Annotated in this window: 21 protein-coding genes; 12 read left to right on the forward strand and 9 right to left on the reverse strand. The window is 73.4% G+C overall.

All coding sequences use genetic code 11. The annotated features are described in order from the left end of the window. Positions 1 to 3: 3 nt before the first annotated feature. From HCN08_RS27985 to HCN08_RS27995, 3 genes are all read right to left on the reverse strand, one after another. Entirely contained in the window at positions 4 to 924 is a 921-nt protein-coding gene (locus HCN08_RS27985; RefSeq protein WP_322974727.1) for a SigB/SigF/SigG family RNA polymerase sigma factor, read from the reverse strand. 120 nt (positions 925 to 1,044) lie between these two features. Continuing rightward, the gene (locus HCN08_RS27990) at positions 1,045 to 2,028 is read right to left on the reverse strand and encodes an acetylxylan esterase (RefSeq protein ID WP_167986061.1); all 984 of its coding nucleotides are present in this window, start codon (positions 2,026 to 2,028) and stop codon (positions 1,045 to 1,047) included. A 371-nt stretch (positions 2,029 to 2,399) separates the two neighbouring features. Continuing rightward, positions 2,400 to 2,963, reverse strand: a complete 564-nt coding sequence (locus HCN08_RS27995; RefSeq protein WP_167986062.1) for a GNAT family N-acetyltransferase — start codon at positions 2,961 to 2,963, stop codon at positions 2,400 to 2,402. A gap of 434 nt (positions 2,964 to 3,397) precedes the next feature. Between HCN08_RS27995 and glgA the strand changes: the two genes are divergently transcribed. Both glgA and glgC read left to right on the forward strand, forming a co-directional pair. Next, entirely contained in the window at positions 3,398 to 4,573 is a 1,176-nt protein-coding gene (glgA, locus tag HCN08_RS28000) for a glycogen synthase (protein ID WP_167986063.1), read from the forward strand. Positions 4,574 to 4,651: 78 nt separating this feature from the next. Further along, complete coding sequence (gene glgC / locus HCN08_RS28005; protein ID WP_167986064.1) at positions 4,652 to 5,869, forward strand: glucose-1-phosphate adenylyltransferase; 1,218 nt, start codon at positions 4,652 to 4,654, stop codon at positions 5,867 to 5,869. Between the two features lie 60 nt (positions 5,870 to 5,929). Here the strand turns inward: glgC and HCN08_RS28010 are convergent, their stop codons facing one another. Next, the gene (locus tag HCN08_RS28010; protein WP_206319341.1) at positions 5,930 to 9,034 is read right to left on the reverse strand and encodes a GH92 family glycosyl hydrolase; all 3,105 of its coding nucleotides are present in this window, start codon (positions 9,032 to 9,034) and stop codon (positions 5,930 to 5,932) included. A gap of 388 nt (positions 9,035 to 9,422) precedes the next feature. On the opposite strand from HCN08_RS28010, the gene HCN08_RS28015 reads away from it, so the two are divergent. The 4 genes from HCN08_RS28015 (at position 9,423) to HCN08_RS28030 (ending at position 13,502) form a co-directional block, all read left to right on the forward strand. Next, a complete protein-coding gene (locus tag HCN08_RS28015) occupies positions 9,423 to 10,259 on the forward strand; it encodes an ATP-binding cassette domain-containing protein (RefSeq protein WP_167986065.1) in 837 nt (278 codons plus the stop codon). Further along, positions 10,256 to 11,314, forward strand: a complete 1,059-nt coding sequence (locus HCN08_RS28020; protein WP_167986066.1) for an ABC transporter permease — start codon at positions 10,256 to 10,258, stop codon at positions 11,312 to 11,314. The genes HCN08_RS28015 and HCN08_RS28020 overlap by 4 nt, the downstream gene beginning before the upstream one ends. Positions 11,315 to 11,429: 115 nt before the next feature. Next, complete coding sequence (locus tag HCN08_RS28025; protein WP_167986067.1) at positions 11,430 to 12,416, forward strand: ABC transporter substrate-binding protein; 987 nt, start codon at positions 11,430 to 11,432, stop codon at positions 12,414 to 12,416. A 66-nt stretch (positions 12,417 to 12,482) separates the two neighbouring features. Then, positions 12,483 to 13,502 (forward strand): LacI family DNA-binding transcriptional regulator, encoded by a 1,020-nt coding sequence (locus HCN08_RS28030; protein ID WP_322974728.1) that lies wholly within the window; start codon positions 12,483 to 12,485, stop codon positions 13,500 to 13,502. 23 nt (positions 13,503 to 13,525) lie between these two features. Here the strand turns inward: HCN08_RS28030 and HCN08_RS28035 are convergent, their stop codons facing one another. Continuing rightward, positions 13,526 to 14,362 carry an aldo/keto reductase gene (locus HCN08_RS28035; RefSeq protein ID WP_167986068.1) on the reverse strand — a complete coding sequence of 279 codons (837 nt, stop codon included), beginning with the start codon at positions 14,360 to 14,362 and terminating at the stop codon, positions 13,526 to 13,528. 225 nt (positions 14,363 to 14,587) lie between these two features. Here HCN08_RS28035 and HCN08_RS28040 point away from each other — a divergent pair, with 225 nt between their 5' ends. The 3 genes from HCN08_RS28040 to HCN08_RS28050 all read left to right on the forward strand — a co-directional run bounded on the left by HCN08_RS28040 (position 14,588) and on the right by HCN08_RS28050 (position 20,225). Beyond that, positions 14,588 to 15,628 carry a LacI family DNA-binding transcriptional regulator gene (locus HCN08_RS28040; protein ID WP_167986148.1) on the forward strand — a complete coding sequence of 347 codons (1,041 nt, stop codon included), beginning with the start codon at positions 14,588 to 14,590 and terminating at the stop codon, positions 15,626 to 15,628. A 130-nt stretch (positions 15,629 to 15,758) separates the two neighbouring features. Next, positions 15,759 to 17,831 (forward strand): SpoIIE family protein phosphatase, encoded by a 2,073-nt coding sequence (locus tag HCN08_RS28045; RefSeq protein ID WP_167986069.1) that lies wholly within the window; start codon positions 15,759 to 15,761, stop codon positions 17,829 to 17,831. Between the two features lie 126 nt (positions 17,832 to 17,957). Further along, positions 17,958 to 20,225, forward strand: a complete 2,268-nt coding sequence (locus tag HCN08_RS28050) for a SpoIIE family protein phosphatase (RefSeq protein WP_167986070.1) — start codon at positions 17,958 to 17,960, stop codon at positions 20,223 to 20,225. Positions 20,226 to 20,268: 43 nt separating this feature from the next. Here HCN08_RS28050 and HCN08_RS28055 read toward each other — a convergent pair whose 3' ends face one another. Then, a complete protein-coding gene (locus HCN08_RS28055) occupies positions 20,269 to 20,880 on the reverse strand; it encodes a LysE/ArgO family amino acid transporter (RefSeq protein WP_167986071.1) in 612 nt (203 codons plus the stop codon). A gap of 69 nt (positions 20,881 to 20,949) precedes the next feature. On the opposite strand from HCN08_RS28055, the gene HCN08_RS28060 reads away from it, so the two are divergent. Next, complete coding sequence (locus HCN08_RS28060; protein WP_206319348.1) at positions 20,950 to 21,903, forward strand: LysR family transcriptional regulator ArgP; 954 nt, start codon at positions 20,950 to 20,952, stop codon at positions 21,901 to 21,903. Here the strand turns inward: HCN08_RS28060 and HCN08_RS28065 are convergent. Then, on the reverse strand, positions 21,857 to 22,141 hold the full coding sequence (locus tag HCN08_RS28065; RefSeq protein ID WP_167986072.1) for a hypothetical protein: 285 nt from the start codon (positions 22,139 to 22,141) through the stop codon (positions 21,857 to 21,859). The genes HCN08_RS28060 and HCN08_RS28065 overlap by 47 nt on opposite strands. Positions 22,142 to 22,268: 127 nt before the next feature. Between HCN08_RS28065 and ykgO the strand changes: the two genes are divergently transcribed. Beyond that, positions 22,269 to 22,391, forward strand: a complete 123-nt coding sequence (ykgO, locus tag HCN08_RS28070) for a type B 50S ribosomal protein L36 (RefSeq protein WP_167986073.1) — start codon at positions 22,269 to 22,271, stop codon at positions 22,389 to 22,391. A gap of 91 nt (positions 22,392 to 22,482) precedes the next feature. Here ykgO and HCN08_RS28075 read toward each other — a convergent pair whose 3' ends face one another. Continuing rightward, the gene (locus HCN08_RS28075; RefSeq protein WP_167986074.1) at positions 22,483 to 23,304 is read right to left on the reverse strand and encodes a TetR/AcrR family transcriptional regulator; all 822 of its coding nucleotides are present in this window, start codon (positions 23,302 to 23,304) and stop codon (positions 22,483 to 22,485) included. 42 nt (positions 23,305 to 23,346) lie between these two features. Then, the gene (locus tag HCN08_RS28080) at positions 23,347 to 24,816 is read right to left on the reverse strand and encodes an MFS transporter (protein ID WP_167986075.1); all 1,470 of its coding nucleotides are present in this window, start codon (positions 24,814 to 24,816) and stop codon (positions 23,347 to 23,349) included. A gap of 256 nt (positions 24,817 to 25,072) precedes the next feature. On the opposite strand from HCN08_RS28080, the gene HCN08_RS28085 reads away from it, so the two are divergent. Next, positions 25,073 to 25,801 (forward strand): class I SAM-dependent methyltransferase, encoded by a 729-nt coding sequence (locus tag HCN08_RS28085; RefSeq protein ID WP_167986076.1) that lies wholly within the window; start codon positions 25,073 to 25,075, stop codon positions 25,799 to 25,801. The last annotated feature ends 123 nt before the right edge of the window (positions 25,802 to 25,924 follow it).

The following is a 25,924-nucleotide window of genomic DNA, read 5'->3' on the forward strand; positions in this document are numbered from 1 at the left end:
AGGTCAGTCGGCGAGCATGCCGGCCCGCAGCCGGGCGATGGTGCGGCTCAGCAGCCGGGAGACGTGCATCTGCGAGCAGCCCAGCCGCTCGCCGATCTCCGCCTGCGTCAGCTCCTCGCCGAACCGCAGCTGCAGCAGCAGCCTGCTGCGCTCGGGCAGTTGCTCCAGCAGCGGGGCCAGCGCGTGGAAGTCCTCGAAGAGGTCCATCGCCCGGTCGCGCTCGCCGAAGGTCTCGCTGAGGGTGCGGCCCTCGCCGTCGGCCGAGCTGTCGCCGTCGCTGTAGGGGGTGTCGATGGAGCCGGCGGTGTAGCCGTTGGCGGCCACCAGGCCCTCCATGACCTCCTGCTGCGGCAGGCCCAGGTGCTCGGCGAGCTCGGCGACCGTCGGATCGCGGTCCAGCCGCAGCGACAGCGTCTCCTTGGCCTTGCTCAGCTCCACCCGCAGCTCCTGGAGCCGGCGCGGCACGTGCACCGCCCAGGTGGTGTCGCGGAAGAAGCGCTTCATCTCGCCCACGATGTAGGGCACCGCGAAGGTGGTGAACTCCGTCTCGCGCGACAGGTCGAAGCGGTCGATCGCCTTGATCAGCCCGATGGTGCCGACCTGCACGATCTCCTCGTGGTCGGTGGCCGGGCGGTTGCGGTAGCGGCCGGCCGCGAAGTGCACCAGCGACAGGTTCATCTCGATCAGCGTGTTGCGCGCGTAGCTGTAGGCCGCAGTGCCTTCCTCCAGTTCCCGGAGGCGGTCGAAGAACAGCTTCGACAGGGCCCGCGCGTCCTGCGGGGCCACCGCGGCGGCGTCGTCGATCAGCGGCAGCCCGCCGGTGGCCGCGTCGGCCCCGCGCGGCCACCGTGCCTCCTGCGGCCACTGCGTGTGCGCCGCCGCCGACTTGTCCGTGTCTTGCGACTGCTCAAGCATTGCGGTCACGTCATCGCCTCACTCGTACGACTGGTGGGCTACCGCCTTCCCCGCCGTCCCGGGAGTATTCCCTTTTTCTTTTCCGGTGCCCCACAGGCCACTTGGGGCGACTGCGGTTCCCGCTCCGCCTCACTCCGGCTTGGGGTCGGCCAACCGCTCCGGGAGCCAGCGCAGTTGCGCGGCCTGCTGGTGCGGGCCGCCGCCCTCGTGGCCGTTGAAGTCGTAGACCTCGATGTGCTTGTCCTGGTGGGCGTAGGCGTTGAAGGCCGCGAACACCGTGGAGGGCGGGCACGTCTGGTCCTCCAGCGCGGTGGAGAACAGCGCCGGCGCCCGGCCGCGGGCGGCGAAGTGCACCCCGTCGAAGTAGGCGAGGGTGTCCAGCACCTTGTCCTTGCGGTCGCGGTGCACCGACAGATAGCGGCCCACCTCGCGGTAGGGCAGGACGTCGGTGAGGGTGATCGCCCGCGGGAAGTCGCACAGGAACGGCACGTCCGGCGCGATCGCCGCGAGGTCGGGCACCAGGCCGCCGACCGCGAGGGCGATGCCGCCGCCCTGGCTTATGCCGGCCGCGACCGTACGGGAGGCGTCGGCCAGCGGGTGCGAGCGGGCCGCCTCCACCGCGCGCACGGCGTCGGTGAACACCCGGCGGTAGTAGAAGTCGTAGGGGTCCTCGATGCCGCGGGTCAGGAAGCCGGGGGTGGACGGGCTGCTGCCCACCGGGTCCTCGGTGTCGCCGGCCGACCAGCCGCCGCCCTGGCCGCGGGTGTCCATCACGAAATGGGCGTAGCCGGCCGACGCCCACAGCAGATGGGTGTGCGGCAGGCCGCGCCCGCCGCCGTACCCGACGAACTCCACGACCAGCGGCAGCGGTTCGCTCGTCCCGGCGGGCAGCGTGAACCAGCCCTTGACGGGGTGGCCGCCGAAGCCGGCGAAGGTCACGTCGTAGGTGTCCAGCGTCGTCAGGCCGGTATCCACCGGGAGGAAGGAGGCGCCCAGGTCGTAGCGCCGGGCCTGGCCGAGGGTGTCCGTCCAGAACTGGTCGAAGTCCGCGGGCGCCACCGAACTGCTGCGCCGCTCCCGGAGCTTGTCGAGCGGCAGGTCGAACAGGGCCATGGGACGTCCTTCTGGCTGGGCGGCGGTCGATCACCCACACCGTACGTCCTGCCGGGCCCGTGCAGAAGACCATGCTTAACCGGTTGAGTCAAGGGTGGGAGGAGTCTTGCGGGCAAAGGGCGGCCGGACCGGTTCGCCGTCGTGGTCCGCCGGAGGGTCCGGCCGCCGTCCGTCCGGCGACATGCCGGACATGTGAAGGGTGCAGGGAAAGCGCTTGAGTCGGGCCGGCGGTGCGCCGGAGGGTCGTGGTGGAGGGGATCGCGGCGACCTCGGTCAGCGCTTGCCGTCGCCGCTGCCGGCGGGCCGGCCGCCGCCCGGGTCGGTCGTGCAGCCGCCCTTGCGGCAGTTCACGTCGGGGCAGGACATGGTGGTCACCTCTTCTCTGCGAGGTCGTCGGGCACACAGTCGAACAGCAGCTTGTCGACCCGCCTGCCGTGCCACAAGGCCGCGTTGCGCAGCCGCCCGGCGGCACGGAATCCCGCCTTCAGGTAAGCGCTGACCGCGGGCGTGTGGGGCGCGGGCACCTCCAGCCACACCGAACTGAGCGACGCGATGGCGAACGCCCACTCCAGGGTCAGTGCGGTGGCCTCGGCCGCATAGCCCCGGCCGCGCTGCTCCGGGGCGATCACCAGGGTGAACTCCGCGTTGTTGACGGACTGGTCCACGCTGAGCGCGGCCGTGCCGACCGGCGTCGCGCTCACCGTGTGGATCACTTCGAAGAGCTGGTAATGAGCCGACGTATGGGCGGAGCGGAAGCGGGCCCGGAAGACCTCCCAGGACACCGGCCAGCGGGCGCCAAAACCGACGACGGTCGCCGGGTCGGTCTCCCATCGGTGGTATTCCTGCATCATCTCTTCCCTCGCCAGGGCCAACGCCAACCTGCTGCCGGCGCGCAGCGGAACGGGTGCGGTCGTCGGGGGGATGTCGGTGGTCACTTTCTGTCTCTCCTACGTGTGCCCGGGCTGCGGCCGTTGCAGCCGTCCATAAAGCGTCAATCCCGAAGGGCCCCCGGCGGGCCGGATCCGCGGAATTGCACGCCTGTACGGGCCGGGTGTGCTTAGGCACGCGGCCACCGCCGGTCGCACAGCGCGACCGGCGGTCGCGGCCGGTGAGGCCGGGCGGCCCCAGCAGTCGCTCCGATGGGCTGACGCACCATCAGACATCGGAGCGGGGCCCTCCGCTGGAGAACCGGTTCACAAGCGGACCCCGTCCGGGGCGTGCCGAAGGTGGCCGAAACCGATACCGGCCAGACAGCTCGCCCGGGGGCGGTAGCCGGAGCCGGATCGGGGGAAAGGACTCAGGCACGGAAGGCGCGAACGCCGGGTGGTCCCGGCACGGGCCGGGAAGTGTCGAGGACGGGAGAGCACCGGTGAAGGTCGGGCTGCTGACCCGCGAGTATCCGCCGCAGGTCTACGGCGGTGCCGGGGTGCATGTGGAGTTCCTAGCCAGGCAGTTGCGCACGCTGGTCGACGTCGAGGTGCACTGCTGGGGCGAGGCGGCCGAGGCGGACGCCGACGCCGGGGTGGTCCGGCACCGCGCCGCCGTGTCGCTGGACGGCGCCAACGACGCGCTGCGCACCTTCTCCGTCGACCTGGCGATGGCCGCCGCCCTCCAGGGCCGCGACCTGCTGCACTCCCACACCTGGTACGCCAACCTCGCCGGGCACCTCGGCAAGCTGCTGTACGGCGTCCCGCACGTGCTCACCGCCCACTCCCTCGAACCGCTGCGGCCCTGGAAGGCCGAGCAGCTCGGCGGCGGGTACGCGCTGTCGTCCTGGGCCGAGCGCACCGCGATGGAGTCCGCCGACGCCGTCGTCGCGGTCTCCGACGGCATGCGCCGCGACATCCTCGGCTGCTACCCGGCGCTCGACCCCGCGCGGGTCCACGTCATACGCAACGGCATCGACACCGACGCCTACCGCCCCGACGAGCGCACCGACGTGCTGCGCCGGATCGGCGTGGACCCCGACCGGCCGTATGTGCTGTTCGTCGGCCGCATCACCCGGCAGAAGGGCGTACCGCACCTGCTGCGCGCCGCCCGCCGGCTGGACCCGGCGGTGCAGCTCGTGCTGTGCGCGGGAGCGCCCGACACACCCGCGCTCGACCGGGAGTTCCGCGCGCTGTTCGACGAGCTGAACGCGGTGCGCGACGGGGTGCACTGGATCCCGGCGATGCTGCCGCGGCCGGCGGTGGTGCAACTGCTCAGCCACGCCACCGTCTTCGCCTGCCCCTCGGTCTACGAGCCGCTGGGCATCGTCAACCTGGAGGCGATGGCCTGCGGCACCGCCGTGGTCGCCTCCGCGGTCGGCGGCATCCCCGAGGTCGTCGAGCACGGCGGCACGGGGCTGCTGGTGCCCTACGACGAGGAAAACCCCGAGGCGTTCGAGGCCGGGCTCGCCGACGCGCTCGGCGAGCTGGTCGCCGACCCGGCGCGGGCGGCGGCGCTCGGCGCGGCGGGACGGGAGCGGGCGGTGCGCGAGTTCGGCTGGGACACGGTGGCGCGGCGCACCGCTGCGCTCTACGAGCAGGTGCTGGCCGCGGTGTGAGCGGCGGCGGGCCCGGCGGGGCGTACCGGCGGGGCGGGACAGACGGGCAGGGCGGGACACGACCCAAGGGGGACGTCGATGCGCGGTAATCCTTCGGTGCTGGGGATAGTGCTGGCCGGCGGCGCCGGGAAGCGGCTGATGCCGCTGACCGCCGACCGGGCCAAGCCGGCGGTGACCTTCGGCGGCACGTACCGCCTGGTGGACTTCGTGCTGTCCAACCTGGTCAACGCCGGGATGATGCGGATCTGCGTGCTCACGCAGTACAAGTCGCACTCGCTGGACCGGCATGTGACCACCACCTGGCGGATGTCGAGCCTGCTGGGCAACTACGTCACGCCGGTGCCCGCGCAGCAGCGGCTCGGCCCGCGCTGGTATCTGGGCAGCGCCGACGCGATCCTGCAGTCGCTCAACCTCGTGCACGACGAGCAGCCCGACTACATCGCGGTCTTCGGCGCCGACCACGTCTACCGCATGGACCCGCGGCAGATGCTGGAGCAGCACATCGAGCACGGCGCGGGCGTCACCGTGGCCGGCATCAAGGTGCCGCGCACCGACGCGTCCGGCTTCGGGGTCATCACGCCCGCCGCCGACGGCGTCACCGTGGAGCGCTTCCTGGAGAAGCCCGCCGACCCGCCGGGGCTGCCGGGCGACCCGGGGCATGTCTTCGCCTCGATGGGCAACTACCTGTTCACCACCAAGACCCTCATCGACGCCCTCTACGAGGACGCCGAGGACCCGCAGTCCGTGCACGACATGGGCGGCAGCATCCTGCCCCGGCTGACCGCCGCGGGTGTCGCGCAGGTCTACGACTTCGACACCAACCACGTGCCCGGCGAGACCGCCCGCGACCACGGCTACTGGCGCGATGTCGGCACCCTGGACGCCTACTACGACGCCCACATGGACCTGATCTCCGACCAGCCCGCCTTCACCCTGGACAACCGCCGCTGGCCCATCTACACCCACCCCGGCCAGCTGGCGCCCGCCAAGATCGCCGCCGGCGGCATCGTGGGGGAGTCGGTCATCAGCCCCGGCTGCGTCATCCGCGGCCAGGTCACCCGCTCGGTGCTCTCACTCGGCGTGGTGGTGGATCCGGGCGCGGTCGTCCAGGGCTCGGTGCTGCACGACGCGGTACGGATCGGGCGCGGCGCGATCGTGCGCGGGGCGGTGCTGGACAAGAACGTGGACGTGCCGCCCGGCGCCACCATCGGCGTGAACCCCGACCGCGACCGCGAGCTCTACACGGTGTCCGCGGGCGGGGTCATCGCGCTCGGCAAGGGGCAGCGGGTGGGCTGAGGGCGCGCCGCGCACGCCCTCAGCCCTTTCAGCCCTCGCAGCCGGCTCGGCTCGCGGTGATCAGCTCACCGTCCACTGCTGGTTGGCGCCGCCGTTGCACGTCCACACGTCCAGCTGCGTGCCGTTGGCGGTGTTGGAACCGGGGACGTCCAGGCACTTGTTGGCCGCGGCGTTGACCAACTGCTTGCCGCTGACCGTCCACTTCTGGGCGTTGCTGCCGTTGCAGTCCCACAGCTGCACCAAAGTGCCGTCGGCCGTGCCGGAGCTGGCGTCGTCCAGGCACTTGCCGAGCGCCTTCACCGTTCCGTCGCCGCCGACGGTCCAGGACTGCGCGTCGGTGCCGTTGCAGTCGTAGAGCTGGACGTGGGTGCCGTTGGCGGTGCCGGAGTTGGCGACGTCCACGCACTTGCCGGCGAGCCCGGTGATCGCGTGCGGGGTCGCGCCCCCGCCGCCGGACTGCGCGTACACCTCCAGTTCGTAGATACGGGCCGCGGTGTCGCCGCCGCTGTTGGTGGGCGCGGAGATCGCCAGCCGTACGTAGCGCGCCTGCCGCGGGGCGACGGAGTGGTAGGTGCGGCTGGAGCGCGAGCCGGTGACGTTGGCCGCGAGCGACCAGGTGCTGTTGTCGGTGCTGGTCAGGATCTGGAAGGCGGAGGTGTTCCACGCGGTGTTCTCGCCGCCGAGACCGGCGTGCGCGACCACGAAGGAGCCCACCGTCTGCACCGACCCCAGGTCCACCGTCAGGGTGGGGTTGGCGTCCTTGGAGCACCATTTGCTGTTGTTCTTGAGCGAGTTGTCGACCGCCTTGTCGCCGGACTCCGCGCTCGCGCACGGCGTGGAGGCGGTGACCGCCTTGCCCTGCGCCAGGTCGGTGCCCAGCGCCGGCGCCGCCGGTACCGGGGTCGCGCCGTCCTGGAAGGAGGGCGGCACGTCACCCGCGCCGGTGCCCCAGGTCGCGCTCGGGGCGGCGCCCATGGTGTAGTCGAGCGTGGCGCCGCCGGCGACGTCCGGGTAGCGCAGCCAACTGTGCGTGGTGGCCGTGCCGTTGACCTTCAGGCCCTGCACATAGCCGCCGCTGCCCGAGGAGTTGACGGTGATGTCGCCGCCGGGCCGCTTGAGCACCACCGACGGGAACTGCGGGCCGTTGACGGCGAGGGTGTCCGCGCCGGGCGTCACCGGGTACATCCCGAGCGCCGCCCACACGTACCACGCCGAGGTCGCCCCCAGGTCGTCGTTGCCGGGCAGGCCGCCGGCGCCGGTGGTGAAGGACTCCGTCATGACCTTGCGCACCGCGTCCGCCGCGCCCGCCGGGTCGCGCGCGAAGTCGTACGCCCACGGCACGCCGTGCTCGGGCTCGTTGCCGATGTAGTAGTACGGCAGGCTCTGCCCGGCGTTGACCTGCGTGAAGTGGTGGTCCAGCCGCTGGGCGGCGGCCTTCGGGCCGCCCATGTAGTTGATCAGGTCCGCGTAGTCGTACGGGACCATCCAGGTGTACTGCGCCGCGTTGCCCTCGGTGAAGTTGCTCTGGCTCGCCGGGTCCAGCGGCCACGACCAGCTGCCGTCGGCGTTGCGCGGCTGCACGTACCCCGACTCGGTGCTGAAGGTGTTGCGCCACCACTGGGCCCGCGTCATGTGGGTGGTGTAACTGCCGGTGTTGCCGAGCGCCTTGGCGAACTGGGCGACCGCGAAGTCCGAGGCGCTGTATTCGAGCGAGTCCGACGGGGCGGTCAGGTAGTGCTGGCTGGTGTACGGGCCCTGGTTGCCGCGGATCGGCGAGCCCTGCGCCGTACCGCCGTTGGAGGCCTTCTCCATCAGCGACAGCGCGGCGGCGGTGTCGAAGTCCCGCGCCCCGAAGGCGTACATGCTGCTGACGACGATCGGGCCGGGGTCGCCGGTCATCACGAAGTCCTCGTTGGTCTGCTGCGACCACTTGGGCAGCAGACCGCCCTGCTGGCCGTCCAGCACCATCGACTTGGCGATGTCGGACGCCTCGGTGGGGGCGATCAGCGCCACCAGCGCGGCCCAGGAGCGGTAGATGTCCCAGCCGGAGTAGTTCTGGTACACCGGGCGGGCCGAGTTGTGCACCGCGCCGTCAAAGCCCCGGTAGTCGCCGTTGACGTCGCTGGAGATGTTGGGGCTCTGGAAGACGTGGTAGAGCGAGGTGTAGAACTTCTTCAGGTTCTCCGTCGAGCCGCCGGTCACCTGCGCCCGGCCGAGCATCGCGTTCCAGGCGGCGGCGGTCGCGCTGCGGGTGCCGTCGAAGTCCCAGCCGTTGTTCTCCGCGGTGAGGTTGGCCTGGGCGCCCGCGACGCTGACGTAGCTCAGGCCGATCTTGGCCTGCACGGTCTGGCTGCCGGTGGTGTTGAAGGTGACGTACGCGCCGGTGTTGGTGCCGGACGTCGCCGTGGAGCCGGCCGAGACCGTACCGCCGCTCCAGGTGCCGAAGGCGCTCGGGGCGCGGTCGAAGCGGATGTCGAAGTAGATCTGGTAGGTCTTCGACGAGCCGCAGAAGCCGCCCGCGGTGACGCTGCCGGTGACCTCCGAGCCGCTGATCTTCACCGAGCCGCTGCGGTTGCCGGTCGCGCTGCGCCCGGTGTTGATCAGCAGGCTCGCGGCCGTCGTCGACGGGTACGTCAGCCGCGCCATGCCGGTGCGGGTGGTGGCGGTCAGCTCCACGCCGGTGGAGTACTTGTCCAGCCGGTTCTTGTAGTAGCCGGGCGAGCCCGACTCGTTGGCCTTGGTGTACGCCGACGCGTAGCCGGTCCAGTTGCTGCCGGGGGAGGTGCCCAGCGAGCCGGTGACCGGCAGCAGCGGCAGGTCCTCGTTGTTCGGGCAGCCGGCGCCGTCGAAGTGGGTGAGGCTGAAGTCCTCGATGCTGCCGTCGGAGTAGCGGTAGCCGGACGGCGACGCGGTCGGGGTGTCGGGGCTGAACTGCACCCCGCCGAAGGGCGCCACGGCCCCCGGGTAGGTGCTGCCGCCGGCGCCGCCGCCGACCGGGTTGGGGGCGTTGCTGTCGTCGGAGCCCACGAACGGGTCGACGTACTGCGTGTAGTCGGTGGCGGCCTGGGCGGCGGGGGCCGCGGTGAGGCCGCCGATGCCGAGCGCGGCCAGTAACAGGGCGCCGACGGCGCCGGCGGTTCTGCTGCGGAGCACGGGAGGGAGCACGACGACCACCTTCTCGTGGCGGCGGCCGGCCGCGGGATGACGCGCGGTCGCCCGCCTCGGGCACTGGGGGGATGGCTCTGCGGGACGCAGGCGGTGAGCGGGACGGTGCGGACGGGGGCGAACGCGGGAGCGAGTGCTGCCGGTTCACCCCGGCTCGGCGGGTGGGGCGTTGTGAACGTTACCAAGCTGCGCTGCATCTTCCGGGTGTGATGGCGCCATGTCAAGAGGGGGCGTCGTGGCGGCCCCCTCGATCAAGCCCGGCCCGCCCTCCCGCCCAACGGCGGGCCGTACGCGGTGTATTGACACGCCGTCAGGCCGACCGCACAATCCTCCAACGCCTGAGAACGTTACCAAACACCGTGCCGACCACGACGCCGGGAGGCGGCCGATGGCACCACCCCTGCTGGAAGCACGCCGGCTGACCAAGCGGTTCGGCCACGTCACCGCGCTCCAGGACGCCGACTTCACCGCCTACGCCGGCGAGGTCGTCGCGCTCGTCGGCGACAACGGCGCCGGCAAGAGCAGCCTCGTCAAGACGCTCTCCGGCACCCTGGCCCCGGACGGCGGCGAGATCCTCCTCGACGGCACGCCGGTACGCTTCGCCGGCCCGCTCGACGCGCGCCGGCACGGCATCGAGACCGTCTACCAGGACCTCGCCCTCGCCCCGGACCTCGACGCCGCCGCCAACCTGCACCTGGGCCGGGAGATCTTCCGCGGCGGCCTGCTCGGCCGGCTGAAGGTCCTCGACCGGGCGGCCATGCGGCGCTCGGCCGTCACCGCCTTCGCCGACCTCGGCATCGACCTGCGGGACGTCGGCGTGCCCGTCGCCGCCCTGTCCGGCGGGCAGCGCCAGTCGGTCGCCGTGGCCCGCGCGGTCGCCTTCGCCAACCGGATCATCTTCATGGACGAACCGACCGCCGCCCTCGGCGTCGTCCAGCGCGGCCGGGTCCTGGACACCGTCAGACGGGTCCGGGACCGCGGCATCTGCGTCGTCCTGATCAGCCACAACATGCCCGAAGTGCTGTCGGTGGCCGACCGGGTGGAGGTGCTGCGGCTCGGCCGCCGGGTCGCCCGCTTCACCGCCGCCGGCACCACGGTCGAGGACCTGGTCGGCGCGATGACCGGCGCGCTGGACGCCGTGGACGCCGGACTAGCGCCCGGCGACCGCCCCGGCGACCGCACCGGCGCCGGCAAGGACGACCCCCGACAGGACGGCCCCCGATGACCGCCCGGGCACCCGCCCCCGCCCCCGCAGCCGAGGACCGCGGCAGGACCGCGGCCCTGCGCGCCGCCGCGCCCACGTGGCTGCGCCGGCTCGCCGCCGCCAACGAGAGCTGGACCTTCGGCGTCCTGGCGCTGCTGGTCGCCTTCTTCACCGCCGCCCGGCCCAGCACCTTCCTGACCCGCTACGACCTCACCCAGATCGCCACCAACGCCGCCATCTACCTCGTGCTCGCCGTCGGCATGACGTACGTGATCATCGTCGCCGGCATCGACCTGTCCGTCGGCTCGGTCCTGGTGCTGTCCGCGGTGCTGTCGGCGGAGTACACCATCCACCACGGCGGCGCCGGCGCCGGCTGGGGCACCGTCGCGGTGAGCACCCTCATCGCGCTCGCCACCGGCCTGGTGTGGGGCGCCCTCCAGGGCTGGCTCGTCGCCAAGGCCCGCGTCCCGCCGCTCATCGTCACCCTCGGCGGCTTCGGCGCGGCCCTCGGCGCCGCGCAGATCATCACCGGCGGCCAGGACCCGGCCGGCGCCGTCTCCGGCCGGCTCCAGCGCGCCATCGGCTTCGGCAAGCTCTTCGGCCAGATCCCCTGGCTCGTCGTCATCGCCTTCGCCGCCACCGTCGTCTTCGGCCTGGTCCTGGCCTTCACCCGGTTCGGCCGCCACACGTACGCCATCGGCTCCAGCCCGGAGGCCGCCCGCCGGGCCGGCATCGACGTCGACGCCCACCTGGTCAAGGTCTACGCACTGGTCGGCCTGCTGTCCGGGCTCGGCAGCGTGATGTGGCTCGCGTACTTCGGCACCACCTCGATCGCCGGGCACTCCACCGACAACCTCAAGGTCATCACCGCCGTCGTGCTGGGCGGCGCGAGCCTCTTCGGGGGCCGCGGATCGGTGCTCGGCACCGTCATCGGCGTCTTCATCCCCGCGGTGCTCAGCACCGGGCTGATCATCATGGGCGTCCAGCAGTACTGGCAGGACGTCGCCATCGGGGTCGTCCTGGTCGCCGCCGTGTACCTGGACCAGTTCCGCCGGCGCGGCCGGGAACGCGGCTGAGCACGCGCGCACGCAACGCCCCCCTGTACGGCTCCGCACGTCCCGCCCCCGCACCCGTCCCGCTCCCCGGCACCCCGCTCTCCTCCGGCTCACCTCCACGGAAAGGCCGCCCGCCATGCGCCCGACCAGAAGAAGAACGTCCACGCTCGCCGGATGCTGCGCCGCCCTCGCCCTGACCGCCGCGACCACCGCCGGCTGCGGCGGCGGCTCGGGCGGCTCCGGATCGCGCAGCCTGGACCTCATCACCGGCGTCAAGAGCGACCCCTTCTACATCACCATGGCCTGCGCGGCCCAGCAGGAGGCCGACAAGCGCGGCGTGAAACTCACCGTCAACGGCTCCGCCCAGTGGGACGTCTCCGTCCAGCGCCCGATCATCGACTCCGTCGCCGCCACCCACCCGGGCGGCCTGCTCATCTCCCCGGTCGACACCGCCGCCCTGACCCCGTCCCTGAAGCAGATCCAGGGCGCGGGCACCAAGATCGTGCTGGTCGACACCGAGGTGAGCGACACCTCCGTCGGCGTCTCCCGGATCTCCTCCGACAACGAGGCCGGCGGCCGGACCGCCGCCAAGGCGCTCGCGCAGCTGATGGGCGACAAGGGCTCGGCGATCGTCATCAGCGTCAAGCCGGGGGTCTCCACGACCGACGCCCGTATCAAGGGCTTCACCGAGGAGATGCAGCACAACCACCCCGGCATCACGCTGCTGCCGGTCCTCTACGACGACGACCTGCCGGCCACCGCCGCCTCGCAGATCCAGTCCACGCTCGCCGCGCACCCCGACCTCGGCGGGGTCTTCGCCGGCAACACCAACACCGCCCAGGGCATCTCCACCGGCCTCCAGGCCGCGGGCAGGCAGGGCAAGGTCAAGGTCGCCGCCTTCGACGCGGAACCCGACGAGATCACCGCCCTGACCGGCGGCACCCTCGACGTGCTGGTCGCCCAGGACCCCGGCGCGATCGGCCGGCAGGGCGTCGACCAGGCGCTCGCCGCGATCGACGGCAAGAAGGTCACCGCGCGCATCGGCACCGACATGGTCGCGATCACCAAGGCGAACATGAACCAGCCCGACGTCAGGAAATACTTCTACCAGGCCGCCTGCTGACAGGTCGCCGGGCGGCGCCTGCCATCATCGACGCACCAGCCGACCGGCCCGGCGACGAGGAGGCCCGTGAACCGCCCGACGATGAAGGACGTGGCCCGCGCGGCCGGCGTGAGCCCCATGACGGTCTCCCGGGTCGTCTCCGGCGCACCCGGCGTCACCCCGGAGACCGCCGCGCGGGTCGGCCAGGCGGTGCGCAAGCTCGGCTACCAGCGCAACGACAACGCCCGCAGCCTGCGGCAGAAGAACCTCGGCACGTCCACCATCGGCCTGGTCGTCGACGACCTCGCCAACCCCTTCTACGCGCTGATGGCCCGTTCGGTGGAGGACGAGGCGCACCGCCGCGGCCACGTCGTGCTGGTCGGCAGCACCAACGACGAACCGCAGCGCGAACGCGAGGTCATCGCCGCCTTCACCGCCCGCCAGGTGGACGGCCTGATCCTCGTCCCCACCAGCGGCAGCCACGGCTTCCTCAAGCGCCAGATGGCCGGCGGCACCCAGGTGGTGTGCGTCGACCGCCCCGCCAGGGGCCTGGCCGTCGACACCGTCACCGTCGACAACCGGGCCGCCGCCGGACGGGCCGTCACCCATCTGCTGGGCCACGGCCACACCCGGATCGCCTACCTCGGCGACCGCTACGACATCTGGACGCAGGCCGAACGGCACGCCGGCTACCGCGACGCGCTCGCCGCCCACGGCATACCCGAGGACCCCGCGCTGGTCCGGCACGAACTGCGCTCGCAGCCGCAGGCCCGCGCCGCGCTCGCCGCGCTGCGCACCCTGCCCGACCCGCCGACCGCGGTCTTCACCAGCAACGACGTCATCACCCTCGGCGTCCTGGACGCGCTCGGCGACCCCGCGCCGCTCGGCCTGGTGGGCTTCGACGACCTGCCGCTGGCCGAGCGCCTCACCCCGCCGCTGACCGTCGTCAGCCAGGACCCGGTGGCGCTCGGCGGCACCGCGGCCAACCTGCTCTTCTCCCGGATCGCCGGCGACCGCTCGGCCCCGCGCTCGGTGGTGCTGCTCACCCGCTTCGTGATCCGCGGCTCCGGCGAGCACCGCACGGCCGCCGGCCCGGCGCGGGGCTGAGCCGGCGGCCGGCGTGAGGTGTGTCAGCTCGGGACCCAGTTGAAGGTGTCCGGGTCCGGGCCGGTGCGCTCGCCGCGGTCCAGGGCGGTGATCTGCGCCATGTCGTCGGGCGTCAGCTCGAAGTCGAAGATCCGGAAGTTCTCCTCGACCCGGGCGGGCGTCACCGACTTGGGGAAGACGATGTCCCCGCGCTGGATGTGCCAGCGCAGCGTCACCTGCGCCGGGGTGCGTCCCAGCCGCTCGGCGATCGCGGTGATCACCGGGTCGCCGAGCACCTTGCCCTGCGCGATCGGCGACCACGCCTCGGTCGCGATGCCGTGCTGCGCGCCGTACGCGCGTACGTCGTCCTGTGCGAGGTAGGGGTGCACCTCGATCTGGTTGACCGCCGGGACCGTCGAGGAGGTCTGGGCCAGCCGCTCCAGGTGGTGCGGCTGGAAGTTGGACACCCCGATGGCCTTCGCCCGCCCGGAGCGGTGGATCTCCTCCAGTGCGTGCCAGGTCTCGGTGAAGTCGCCGACGCCGGGCAGCGGCCAGTGGATGAGGAAGAGGTCCAGGTAGTCGAAGCCCAGGTCCTCCAGGCTGCGGTCGAAGGCGGCGAACGCGGCGTCGGGGGCGTGGAAGCCGTTGTTGAGCTTGCTGGTGACGAAGACCTCCGCGCGCGGCACCCCGGAGTCCCGGACGCCCTGCCCGACCTCCTTCTCGTTGCCGTACATCTGCGCGGTGTCGAGGTGCCGGTAGCCGGTCTCCAGCGCGGTGAGCACCGCCTGCCGGGTGTCCTGCGGCTCGATCTGGAACACCCCGAAGCCCAGCTGGGGGATGGAGGTGCCGTTGTTGAGCATGAGGCTGGGGATCTGGGTCATGGCCGCCCTTCCTCGCGGGTCCCTGTGGTCCTCCCCGCGACTGCCCGATCCGCGGCCGGCCATGCGCGGCTGCCCGCAATCTCTTCGGAGAGCGCTCTCACGGGTGGTGCCGACCCGATACGCTGTGGCTGCCCGGCCGTCGGCCCTCGTGCCCGCGCGTGTCGCGCTGTCGCACGTGTCCTGTCCGCCCGCCGCCCGCCGCGCGAAGGAGACCTCACGTTGTCCGTGCCGCCCGCCGCCTCCCGTCCCACGCTGGAGGCCGTCGCTGCCAGGGCCGGCGTGTCGCGGGCCACCGTCTCCCGGGTGGTCAACGGGGGAGCGGGGGTGCGCGGGCCGCTGGCGGCGCGGGTGCGCGCCGCGGTCGAGGAGCTGGGCTATGTGCCCAACCAGGCCGCCCGCACCCTGGTGACCCGGCGCAACGGCGCCATCGCGGTGGTCGTCGCCGAGCCGCAGTCCCGGTTCTTCTCCGACCCCTTCTTCGCCCAGCAGGTACGCGGCATCAGCCGCGAACTGTCCGCGCACGACAACCAGTTGGTGCTGCTGCTGACCGGCGGCCCGGCCGACCGGGAGCGGGTCGGCCGGTTCCTGACCTCCGGGCACGTGGACGGCGCGCTGATCTTCTCGCTGCACGCCGACGACTCGCTGCCGGTGCTCGCCCGCAAGGCCGGCGTGCCCACCGTCATCGGCGGTCGCCCCACCTGGCCGGACACCGACGCCCGGCGCCGCACCCTCTACGTCGACTGCGACAACCGCGGCGGCGCGCGGGACGCCGTACGCCACCTGCTGGGCCTCGGGCGGCGGCGCATCGCCCACATAGCCGGCCCGCTGGACCAGCCGGCGTCCGTGGACCGCCTCGACGGGTTCCGCGACGTGCTGCCCGACACCCCCGCCGCGCTCGTCGCCGAGGGCGACTTCACCCCGGAGGGCGGCGCCCGGGCGATGGAGGCGCTGCTGGAGCGCGTCCCCGACCTCGACGCGGTCTTCGCCGCCTCCGACGTGATGGCCTCCGGGGCGCTGCGGGTGCTGCGCACCCGGGGCCGGCGGGTGCCGGACGACATCGCCGTGATCGGCTTCGACGACATGGTCTCGGTCGCCGAGTGGACGGACCCGCCGCTGACCACCATCCGGCAGGACATCGAGGAGATGGGCCGGCTGATGGCGCAGCTGCTGCTGCGCACCCTGGAGCTGCAGGCCGGACCGGACGGCACGGCCGCCGCGTCCCCGATCATCACCCCCACCCGGCTGGTCGTCCGCGCCTCGGCGTGAGCACCGGCCGTGCGCGTACCGCCACGGTCCGTGCCCACCAGCGGGAGAGCGCTCTCCCGATGTCGATCCGATCGGCCGGCAGACCGGTTCTCGGCGCGCCTGACGCGGCCCGGCGCGCGATGATCGAAGGATGAGGCGCAGCGGCAAGGGCACGGGTGTGCCCGAGCTCGAACCGGAGGTCTTCGACCGCGTGGTCGTGCCGGTCGCGATGACCGCCGGTCCCGACCATGTGCTCGTCTACCACAACGAGGCCTTCCGCGACCTGTTCGGCCCGCGCCGGCTCGGCCTCCCGGCCCGCGAGGTCTTCGACGAGCCCGCCGCCGCGGGCTTCCTGGCCATGCTGGACGACGTCTTCGGCGACCGCACCGCCCGCCAGGTCACCTCGCCGCGCACCACCGAGGGGACCGCGCCCGGCGCCCCCGGCCCCCGGCACTTCGTCTACAGCTGCTCCCCGGTGGTCACCCGGCACGGCCCCGGCGTGCTCGCCGTCGCCATCGACACCACCGTCCAGGTCACCGCGGTCCGGCACGCCGAGGAGCTGTCCGAGCAGCGCCACCAGGCGCTGCAGCGCTACGAGGCGCTGATGTCGGCGGTCAACCAGATCGTCTGGGTGATGCAGCCCACCGGCGAGATCCAGGAGCTGGTCGGCGGCTTCCAGGACTTCACCGGCATCCCGTGGCGGCCGGTGATCGACCAGGAGTGGCTCGCCCAGGTCCACCCCTACGACCGCAACCGGCTGGTGCACACCTGGCGGGAGGCCGCCGCGGACCCGCCGTCGATGTTCGTGTGCACCTTCAGGATGCGCACCGCGACCGGCACCTACCGGCACGTGCAGTCCCGCGCGGTGCCGATCATGCACGGCGGCGAGGCCGCCGAGTGGATCGGCACCACCGCCGACGTCGAGGACCAGTGGCGCAACCGGCTGCGCGAGCGGCTGCTCGCCCGGGTCGCGACGGTCACCGCCGCCGACGACGTGCCGCAGGCCTTCGCCGCGGTCACGGCCGCCGTGGTGCCGGAGCTGGCCGACGTGTGCGCGGTCTTCCTGCTGCCCCCGCAGGGCCTGCCGCCCGGCCCCGAGGACACCCTGATGGCGACCAGGATCGCCGCCACCGCCCGGGACGGGCTGCCCGAGCTGCCGCCGCTCAGCCACGAGCCGCGGCCGGTCGGCCACATCGCCCGGGAGGTCGTGGAGAGCCGCCGCCCCCGGCTGCTGACCTTCCCCGCGGGCCAGCCGCCGCCCGGCGTCCTGCCGGAGCTGTCCACCAAGTGGCTGCGCGAGACCGACGCGACCAGCATCACGCTGGTGCCGATCGTCATCGAGGCGTCCGTGGTGGCCTTCGCCGCCGCTGCCGCCTGCAACAACAGCCCGGCGCCCGGCCCCGCCGACCTGCAACTGCTCGGCGAGGTGCTCAACGAGGTGCGCGACCCGCTGCGGCAGGCCATCGAGCTGCAGCGCACCCGGCAGACCGCGCTCACCTTGCAGCGCGCCCTGCTCACCCCCACCCCGCGGGTGCCCGGCGCGCAGCTGTCCGCGCACTACCAGCCCGCGAGCCGCACCGCGGAGATCGGCGGCGACTGGTACGACTCGCTGGTGCTGCCCGACGGCTCGGTCACCCTCACCATCGGCGACATCGCCGGCCACGACCTGGACGCGGCGACCTCCATGAGCCAGCTGCGCAGCATGCTGCGGGTCATCGCCTACGACGAGTCCGGCCCCGACGCCCCGGCGCGCAGCCTCACCCGGCTGGACCGGGTCGTCGAGGGGCTGGACATCGCGCCGCTGGTCACCGCGGTGCACACCTGCCTGCAGCCGGACGGCGACCGCTGGCACGCCGCCTGGTCCAACGCCGGCCACCCGCCGCCGCTGCTGCTCCCGGCGGCGGGCCCGCCGCGCTTCCTGGAGGGCGAAGGCCCCGACCTGCCGCTGTGCGTGGCCCCGGAGCTGACCCGCCGCACCTGGCGCCACGAGCTGCGGGCCGGCGACACCCTGCTGCTCTACACCGACGGCCTGATCGAGGTGCCGGGCACCGACCTGTCCGAGGGCATGACGGCGCTGGCCGCCCAGGCGGTACGGGCCCGCAAGGAGGGCGCGCCGCTGGCCGCGCTGTGCGCGCAGCTGCTCGCCGCGGCGGCCGACCGGCGGGACGACGCCGCCGTGATCGGCTTCCGCCCGACCGCCCCGCCCGGGCGGAAGCCGCGCTGACGGCCGCCGCGCGCTGACCGCCGCCCGGCGCCGGCGGGGGCGCGGGGCGGCCGGGTGCACCGGCGGGGCCCGCGTCGGACAATGGGCGTAGGCGGGCACGTCACCGGTACGTGGAGGTGTCCCGGGATGGCCGACGGAAGTTCGTTCAGCTTCGACACCCGCGGGCTGGTGACGTCCGTCAGCGGCGCCAAGGGCAGCCGGCTCGACGAGGCCGTCGGGCAGCCGGCCCTCGACGTCCTCGGGCTGCTGCTGGCCGCGAGCGGCAAGGGCGGCTCGCCGGTGCTCCAGCTGGACGCCTGGCGCGACGGGGAGGACACCGTGGTCGCCGCCGTCGGCTCCGCGGCGAGCCCCGGCACGGCCCGCGCGGAGAGCGCCTACATGTCGTCGGCCTTCGACAAGTCGGTGGCCGGCATCGAGCTCTACGACGCCGACCTCAGGCTGCTGCGCAGCAACCGGGCCGCCCGCGCCGTCCGCGGTGCCCGGGCCGAGGACCTGACCGACCGCAGCGCGGCCGACCTCGACGCGGGCCTGCGGCTCAGCCCGCTGCTCGCCGAGGCCATGGAGCCCGCGCGGGCGTGCGGTGACTGCCCGGTCGTCGAGCGGGACGTCAGCAAGGGCCGGCGGACCTACTCCGTCCTCGCCCTGCCCCTGCGCGAGGGCCGGGCCGTCATCGGCGCGGCGGCGATCGTCCACGACGTGACGGAGAACGTACGGGCCCGCGAGGAGCGGCAGCTGCTCGCCGCGGTGCACGCGCGGGTGGGGACGACGCTCGGCATCATGCGGACGGCGCAGGAACTGGCCTCGGCGCTCACCGAGGACTTCGCCGACGCGGTGACCGTCGACGTGGTGGAGGCGGTCTTCCACGGCGAGGAGGGCGCCCGGCCGCCGGTGAGCAGCAGGGCCCCGCTGCGGCGGGCGGCGTTCAGCGCCGCGGCGGACTTCACCAGCCTCTACGACGTGGGCGAGCCGAGCCGCTTCCTGTTCCCCACCCCCTACACCCAGGCCCTGTCCGACCTGCGCCCGCGGCTGCTGGACCCGCACGGCAGCCCGGCGGACTGGCACATGCACGACTCCGCCCGCGCCGACGTGCTGCGCCGCTCCGGGGTGCACTCGATGATCCTGGCGCCGGTGGTGCAGCAGGGCCGGGTCCTGGGCCTGGTGTGCCTCTACCGGGGCCGCCGCGACCCCACCCCCTTCGACCGGCGCGACCTGGCGCTCGCCGAGCAGGTCACCGCCCGCGCGGCGGTCCACATGGACAACGCCCGCCGCTACACCCGGGAGCTGACCACCGCGGCGACGCTCCAGCGGCGGCTGCTGCCGCACCACATCCCGCAGCTGCCGGCGCTGCGCACCGCGTACTTCTGGAAGCCCGGCGGACGCACCACCCACTGGTTCGACGTCATCGCCCTGTCCGGCGCCCGCGTCGGCCTGGCCATGGGGCAGATCCCGCAGCACGGCCTCCAGGCGTCGGTGGACATGGGGCGCTTCAGGACCGCCTTCGCCACCCTCGCCCGGATGGACCTCCCACCGGACGAGCTCCTGGCGCACCTGGACGACATCACCCACGAGATGCAGCAGGAGGACGAGGCCGCCGACGGCCGCCCGCAGCCCGAGGGCGAGAGCACGCGCTGCCTCTACGCGATCTACGACACCATCACCGGCCAGTGCGCCGTGGCCTGCGCCGACTGGCCCGCCCCGCTGGTGACCACCCCCGACGGCGACACGCGGCCCCTGGACCTGCCCGTCGGGCCGCCCCTGGGCCAGACCTCCGGCTACGAGCGGACGTGCACCACCCTCGCTCCCCGGGCGCTGCTGACCCTCTACTCCGCCTCCATGCTCCGCCCGGCCCACGGCGACGACTCCTTCGCGCTGCTGCGCCGCGCCGCGGGCACCGCGGCGGGCGACGCGCAGGCGGCCTGCGACAACATCGTCTACGCGCTGATGGACGACCACGCCCGCGGCCACGGCGGCGGCGCCGTCCTGACCGCGGTGGTGCGCCGGCTCCCCGAGGGCGACCACGTGTCGTGGACCGCGCCGCGCGACGAGGCCGCCGTCGCCCGGTGCCGGGCCCGGGCGCGCCGGCAGCTGGCGCAGTGGGGCCTCGACGACCACGTCTTCGCCACCGAGGTGGTGATCAGCGAGCTGGTGACCAATGTGCTGCGGCACGCCGGCGGTGAGCCGCACGTGCGGATGATCCGCAACGACCGGCTCACGGTGGAGGTCTCGGACGAGTCCAGCACCGCCCCGCACCTGCGGCACGCCCGCGCGCAGGACGAGAGCGGCCGGGGCCTGCTCATCGCCGCCGCGCTGGCCGACCGCTGGGGGACCCGCTACGGCGACCGGGGCAAGACCGTCTGGGTCGAGCAGGACCTCACGGCGCCGGACGACGCCTGACCGCACCGGGGGCCGGGGCCGGTTCGGGGCGCTCCGGGCCGGCTCAGGTCCTGGCGACCATCAGCACGCCCAGGCCGATCATCATGCACGCTATGGCGGCGTCCAGCACCCGCCAGGAGCCCGGCCGGGAGAACGGCCGCTCCAGCAGCCGGGCGCCGAAGCCGAGGCCGGCGAACCACACCACGCTGCCGGCCATCGCGCCCACCCCGAAGCCCCACCGGGACCGGCCGTAGCCGTTGGCGAGCGAGCCGAGCAGCAGCAGCGTGTCGAGGTAGACATGCGGGTTGAGCCAGGTCATCGCCAGGCACGTCAGCACCGCCGCCCGCAGCGAGCCGCCGCCGGTGATCGCCGCCTCCAGCCGCTGCGGCCGGAAGGCGCGCCGGGCGGCCAGCAGCCCGTACGAGACGAGGAAGGCGCCGCCGAGCCAGCCGGTCACGGTGATCGCTGTGGGCCAGGTGCGCACCACCGAGCCGACGCCGCCGATGCCCGCCGAGATCAGGACGACGTCGGACAGCGCGCAGATCGCCACGACCACCGCGACATGCTCACGGCGTATCCCCTGCCGCAGCACGAACGCGTTCTGCGCGCCGATCGCCACGATGAGGGACAGGCCGGTGCCGAGACCGGCGAGGGCCGCGAGAAGAGCGGTGTTCATGAAAGGAGCGTAGGAAACCCGGACAACTTTAGTCCAGCTCAGCTTTCTTAACTATGATTAGCGAATGTGATGGTGAACGGACTGCCGCTGGACCAGGTACGCACCCTCCTCGCCGCCGTCGACGAGGGCACATTCGAGGCCGCCGCCGAGCGGCTGCACGTCACGCCGTCCGCGGTCAGCCAGCGGGTCAAGGCGCTGGAGCAGCGCACCGGGCGAGTGCTGCTGCTGCGCTCCAAGCCGGTACGGCCGACGCCGTCCGGGGAGATCGTCGTACGGTTCGGGCGCCAGCTCGCCCGGCTGGAGCAGGACGCCGGCGCGGAGCTGGGCCTGACCGGCGCGTCGGGGCCGGCGACGCTGCCGGTCGCGGTCAACGCCGACTCGCTGGCCACCTGGTTCCTGCCCGCGCTCGCCGAGACCGCCGCGGCCCTCGACGTGTGCTTCGACCTGCACCGCGACGACCAGGACCACACCGCGCTGCTGCTGCGCCAGGGCCGGGTGATGGCCGCGGTGACCTCCTCGCCCGAGCCCGTGCAGGGCTGCTCGGTACGCCCGCTCGGCCGGATGAGCTATCTCGCGTGCGCCTCGCCCGGCTTCGCCGCCCGCCACCTCGCGCACGGGCCGCTGGAGGAGGCGCTGCCGGCCGCGCCCATGATCGTCTTCGACCGCAAGGACGACCTCCAGGACGCCTTCCTGCGCGGGCTGCTGCCCGGCCGGCCCACCACCGGGCAGCCGAGGACGTACGTGCCCTCCTCGGAGTCCTTCGCCGCGGCCGTCGCCGCCGGGCTCGGCTGGGGCACCGTCCCCGACGCGCAGGCCGGGCCGTATCTGCGCGCGGGCACGCTGGTGTGCCTCGCGCCGGACCGCCCGGTGGACGTCCCCCTCTACTGGCAGCAGTGGAAGCTCGACTCGCCGCCGCTGGCCGCGCTCACCGAGGCCGTCACCCGGGCCGCCGCGGCGGCGCTGGTGCAGGGGCCGGTCAGCGCCCGGCGCGGGAGTCCGGGTCGTCGCCGTCGGGAGAGCTGAAGTCCGGGCTGGAGTAGCCGGGGCTGGAGAAGCCCGCCTCGTCCGGGACCAGGTCCTCGGCGTCCTCCGCCTCGTAGTCGGGGCCCTCGAACGGCGGGACGGTGAAGTCGGGCACCTTGAAGTCGCCGATGGTGCCGTCGGGGCCGGTGAAGTCCGGACTGGAGAAGTCGGGGCTGGAGAAACCCGGTGAGAAGTCCTGCTCGTCGCGCTCGTCGCCGCCCGCTCGTTCCTGGCTCATGCGCCGGTCCCCTCCGTGCCGTGCGATGCGTGGGCGCGGCGCCGGGCGGAATGAACGCCCGCCCGCCGCCGTTATGAGGCGTGCACGACCGAGTATGACCGCCGGACGAAGAGAAAGGCGCCCGAAAATGAAGGTCCGCAACTCCCTGAAGTCGCTCAAGAACCGCCCGGGCGCGCAGATCGTCCGCCGGCGCGGGAAGGTCTATGTGATCAACCGCAAGGACCCGCGCTCCAAGGGCCGCCAGGGCTGACCCGCCGCAGCGCCCGCGCGCGGCGCCGCGCGCACGCCACGACATCGCGGGAGCCCGGCCACCACCCGGTGGCCGGGCTCCCGCGCGTGGCTCACGTCGCGTCCGGCCCGGGGCCGGCGGCGCCGTCCTTGACCGCGCCGATCCGCCGCAGCTGCGCCCGGGTCACCGCCGGCGGGCTGTCCGGCGGCACCGCCACCGAGCGCAGGCCCGCCAGCTGGATGTCCAGATGCCGCTGCCAGGCGTCCGGCACCACCGCGCCGGCCGTCTCGACGATGCCGCGCAGGCCCCAGATGAGCGCCATGACGTCACCCAGCTCCACGCCCGGCGCGACCCGCCCGCACGCTTGCGCCTGCACCAGCAGCTGGGCGACCCGGTCGCGCAGCAGCTCCACGCAGGACGCCTTGTGGCCCACCAGCTTGTCGGCGTAGCCGCGGTGCTCGGCCAGCGAGCGGCCGATGACCCGCAGGAAGACCTCCAGGCCCGACCCGTCGGGCTGGGCGAGCGAGCGCCGGGCCACCTCGCTGAGCTCGCGCAGCATCTCGCCGGCGATCTCGTCGACCAGCGCCTCCTTGTTGGGGAAGCGCCGGTAGACCGTCCCGACGCCGACACCGGCCGCCGAGGCGATCTGCTCCATGCTGGCGTCGGTGCCGAACTCCGAGAACACCTCCCGCGCCGCCGCCACCACCAGCTGGTGGTTGCGCAGCGCGTCCCGGCGCAGCGGCCGGGCGGGCGCCCCGTGCTCCCGGCAGGAGGCGTCGTGCGGGTCGCCGTGCGAGCCGCCGTACGACGCCGACGTGCCGCGGGGCTCGCCGGGGGATTCCCCGGGGGGTACGGGCGGCTGGTCCGGCGGCGTCCGCGTGTGCGGCGCCGCCGGCTCGGGTGCCCGGTCTCTCGTGCGCGCATGACCTGTCATCGTCGCTCACTCACTCCCGCCGGGTCCCCGCCGCCCCGCAGCTCATTCCGGCTTGTCTCCCACGACCGTACCCCCGGGGACCATCGCCAACTCCGGGTGCTGCGGTTCGTCGGCGAAGTCGATCCGGGTGGTGCGCCGGGTGACCGGGATGAGCATCGCGGCGACCGCCGCGATCAGCAGCGCCCCGCCCAGCATCGCGAAGCCATTGGTGTAGCCGGCCTCCTTGGGCAGGCCGTCGGCGGCCGGGCTCGCGGTCACGACGCTGGCCATCAGGGCGGCGCCGATGGAGCCGCCGATGGTGCGGATGTTGGCGTTCATGCCGCTGGCCACACCGGTCTGCGCCGGCGGGACCGCGCTGACGATCAGGCTGGACATCGCGGCGAAGGTCAGGCCGAAGCCCGCGCCCATGACGGCGGTCGCCACGTACAGCTCCCAGGTGCTGGTGTGCGCGAAGGCCAGCAGCGCCATCGAGACCGTGCCGATCAGCGAGCCGATCACCACGACCGTCTTGCCGCCGATGCGGTTGGCCAGGTTGTTGCTGCCCAGGCCCACCAGGAACATCATCACGGACATCGGCAGCAGGATCAGGCCGGACTGCGTGATGCTCGCGCCGAAGCCGTAACCGGTGGACTTCGGGGTCTGCACGAACTCCGGCAGGAAGGCGAAGACCGCGTACATGCCGACGCCGACCAGCAGCGCCACCAGGTTGTTGGTCCACACCGCCGGGCGCGCCATCATCTTCATGTCGATCAGCGGCGTCGCCGCCCGCCGCTCGACCTGCACCCAGCCGGCCGCGAGCAGCACGGCCGCCACGATCAGGCCGATCACCTTGCCCGAGCCCCAGCCCCACATCGGGGCCTCGCTCAGCGCCACCAGCAGCGCCACCAGCCACGCCGACAGCAGCAGCGCGGGCGCCCAGCTGATCCGGCCGGGGGTGCGCACCGGCGACTCGGGGACGAAGAAGTGGGCCGCCACCGCCGAGACCAGGGTGAGGATCATCGGCAGCCAGAACAGCCAGTGGTAGTCGAGGGCGTTCACGATCGGCCCGGACAGCACGATGCCGAGCCCGCCGCCGACGGCGAGGATCGAGGCGATCATGCCGACCGCCCCGTTGAGCTTCTCGCGGGGGAACTCGTCGCGGATGATGCCGAAGGCCAGCGGCAGCACACCGCCGCCGATGCCCTGGATGGCCCGCGCGACGATCATCACCGTGACGTTGGTCGCGAGCGCGGCGAGCAGCGAGCCGGCCGCCAGGGCGCCCAGGGTGACGACGAAGACGCGTTCCTTGCCGATCATGTCGCCTATGCGGCCCATGATCGGCGTGAATATCGAGGCCGACAGCAGATAGGCGGTCAGCACCCAGGTCACGGTGTTCTGGTTGGTGTGCAGGTCTTCCTGGATGGTCGGCAGCACCGGGGTGACCAGGGACTGGAGCAGCGCATACGCGGTCACACCCGCCGCCAGGACCGCGAACGTGACCTGGTGGGACGTGCGCCGGGTCTCGGACGCCATGGAACTCCTTCACAGATGAAGCGGAACGATCATTCCGGAATACAGGATAAGGGATCAGGAATGACGATTCCGTTTCATGACGATGAGGGAAAGCGCACATCGATCCGGGGAATACTCCGGGCGCCCGCGCACACCGCCGGTGGGCTCGGCTTTCGCCTCGCAGGTCACGGCCTCGCTCACCGGAAGCACGGAGAGCGCTCTCCCGGCGGTGCGCTCCCCCCACGGCCACCGTGCCGCCCGGCCTATCCTTGGCCGGGTGTTCTCACCCGAGGGGCCCACCGTCCGCGAACTGGCCGTCCAGGCGCTGTCGTCCGTCGAGCACGGCTACGACCTGCTCGCCCCCGCCTTCGACGCGACGCCCTTCCGCACCCCCGACCGCTTCCTCGACGCCACCGCCGCCGCCCTGGCCCCGCTCGGCCCCTTCGACCGCGGCCTCGACCTGTGCTGCGGCACCGGCGCGGGCCTGCGGGTGCTCGCGCCGCTGTGCCGTACGCAGGCCACCGGCGTCGACTTCAGCGCCGGCATGCTGGCCCGCGCCCGGGCCGGCGCGACTGTGCCGGACGGCGGCCCGCGGGTGGGCTGGGTGCGGGCCGACGCCCGCGCGCTGCCCTTCGCCGGCGCCTTCGACCTGGCCGTGAGCTTCGGCGCGTTCGGGCACTTCCTGCCCGCCGAGCGGCCGGGCCTGTTCGCCCAGGTGCACCGCGCCCTGCGCCCGGGCGGGCTGTTCGCCTTCCCCGTCGGCGCGCCCCCGCCGCCGCGCTCGCCCTGGTACTGGGCGCTCGCCGGCTTCGACGCGGTGATGCGGGTGCGCAACGCGGTTCGGCGCCCGCCCTTCGTGATGTACTACCGCACCTTCCCGCTCCCCGCGGTCCGCGCCGACCTCACCGCGGCCGGCTTCACCGTGGCGACCGCCGCGCTGGAGGCCTTCGGCCGCCGCCCCGACGGCAGCCCGCGCGCCCGGCTGGTGCTCGCCCGCCGGCCCTGACCGGTAGCGCGCGCCCGGCCCGCCCGTACGGCGACCGGCGCGGCATGGCGGCGCGCGCCACCCGCGGGCGGGGAAGTATGGGCGCGGCACACGTGTGCCGGGCGCCGCGGGCTTCCTAGCGTG

Source organism: Actinacidiphila epipremni (assembly GCF_012034175.1).
Classification (GTDB): domain Bacteria; phylum Actinomycetota; class Actinomycetes; order Streptomycetales; family Streptomycetaceae; genus Actinacidiphila; species Actinacidiphila epipremni.

Bases quoted from the DNA above. Each gene is read 5' to 3' on its own strand.
- HCN08_RS27990 (WP_167986061.1), bottom strand. From the start codon at position 2,028: ATGGCCCTGTTCGACCTGCCGCTCGACAAGCTCCGGGAGCGGCGCAGC.
- glgC (WP_167986064.1), top strand. From the start codon at position 4,652: ATGCGCGGTAATCCTTCGGTGCTGGGGATAGTGCTGGCCGGCGGCGCC.
- HCN08_RS28015 (WP_167986065.1), top strand. From the start codon at position 9,423: ATGGCACCACCCCTGCTGGAAGCACGCCGGCTGACCAAGCGGTTCGGC.
- HCN08_RS28020 (WP_167986066.1), top strand. From the start codon at position 10,256: ATGACCGCCCGGGCACCCGCCCCCGCCCCCGCAGCCGAGGACCGCGGC.
- HCN08_RS28025 (WP_167986067.1), top strand. From the start codon at position 11,430: ATGCGCCCGACCAGAAGAAGAACGTCCACGCTCGCCGGATGCTGCGCC.
- HCN08_RS28035 (WP_167986068.1), bottom strand. From the start codon at position 14,362: ATGACCCAGATCCCCAGCCTCATGCTCAACAACGGCACCTCCATCCCC.
- HCN08_RS28045 (WP_167986069.1), top strand. From the start codon at position 15,759: ATGAGGCGCAGCGGCAAGGGCACGGGTGTGCCCGAGCTCGAACCGGAG.
- HCN08_RS28050 (WP_167986070.1), top strand. From the start codon at position 17,958: ATGGCCGACGGAAGTTCGTTCAGCTTCGACACCCGCGGGCTGGTGACG.
- HCN08_RS28055 (WP_167986071.1), bottom strand. From the start codon at position 20,880: ATGAACACCGCTCTTCTCGCGGCCCTCGCCGGTCTCGGCACCGGCCTG.
- HCN08_RS28060 (WP_206319348.1), top strand. From the start codon at position 20,950: ATGGTGAACGGACTGCCGCTGGACCAGGTACGCACCCTCCTCGCCGCC.
- HCN08_RS28065 (WP_167986072.1), bottom strand. From the start codon at position 22,141: ATGAGCCAGGAACGAGCGGGCGGCGACGAGCGCGACGAGCAGGACTTC.
- ykgO (WP_167986073.1), top strand. From the start codon at position 22,269: ATGAAGGTCCGCAACTCCCTGAAGTCGCTCAAGAACCGCCCGGGCGCG.
- HCN08_RS28075 (WP_167986074.1), bottom strand. From the start codon at position 23,304: ATGACAGGTCATGCGCGCACGAGAGACCGGGCACCCGAGCCGGCGGCG.
- HCN08_RS28080 (WP_167986075.1), bottom strand. From the start codon at position 24,816: ATGGCGTCCGAGACCCGGCGCACGTCCCACCAGGTCACGTTCGCGGTC.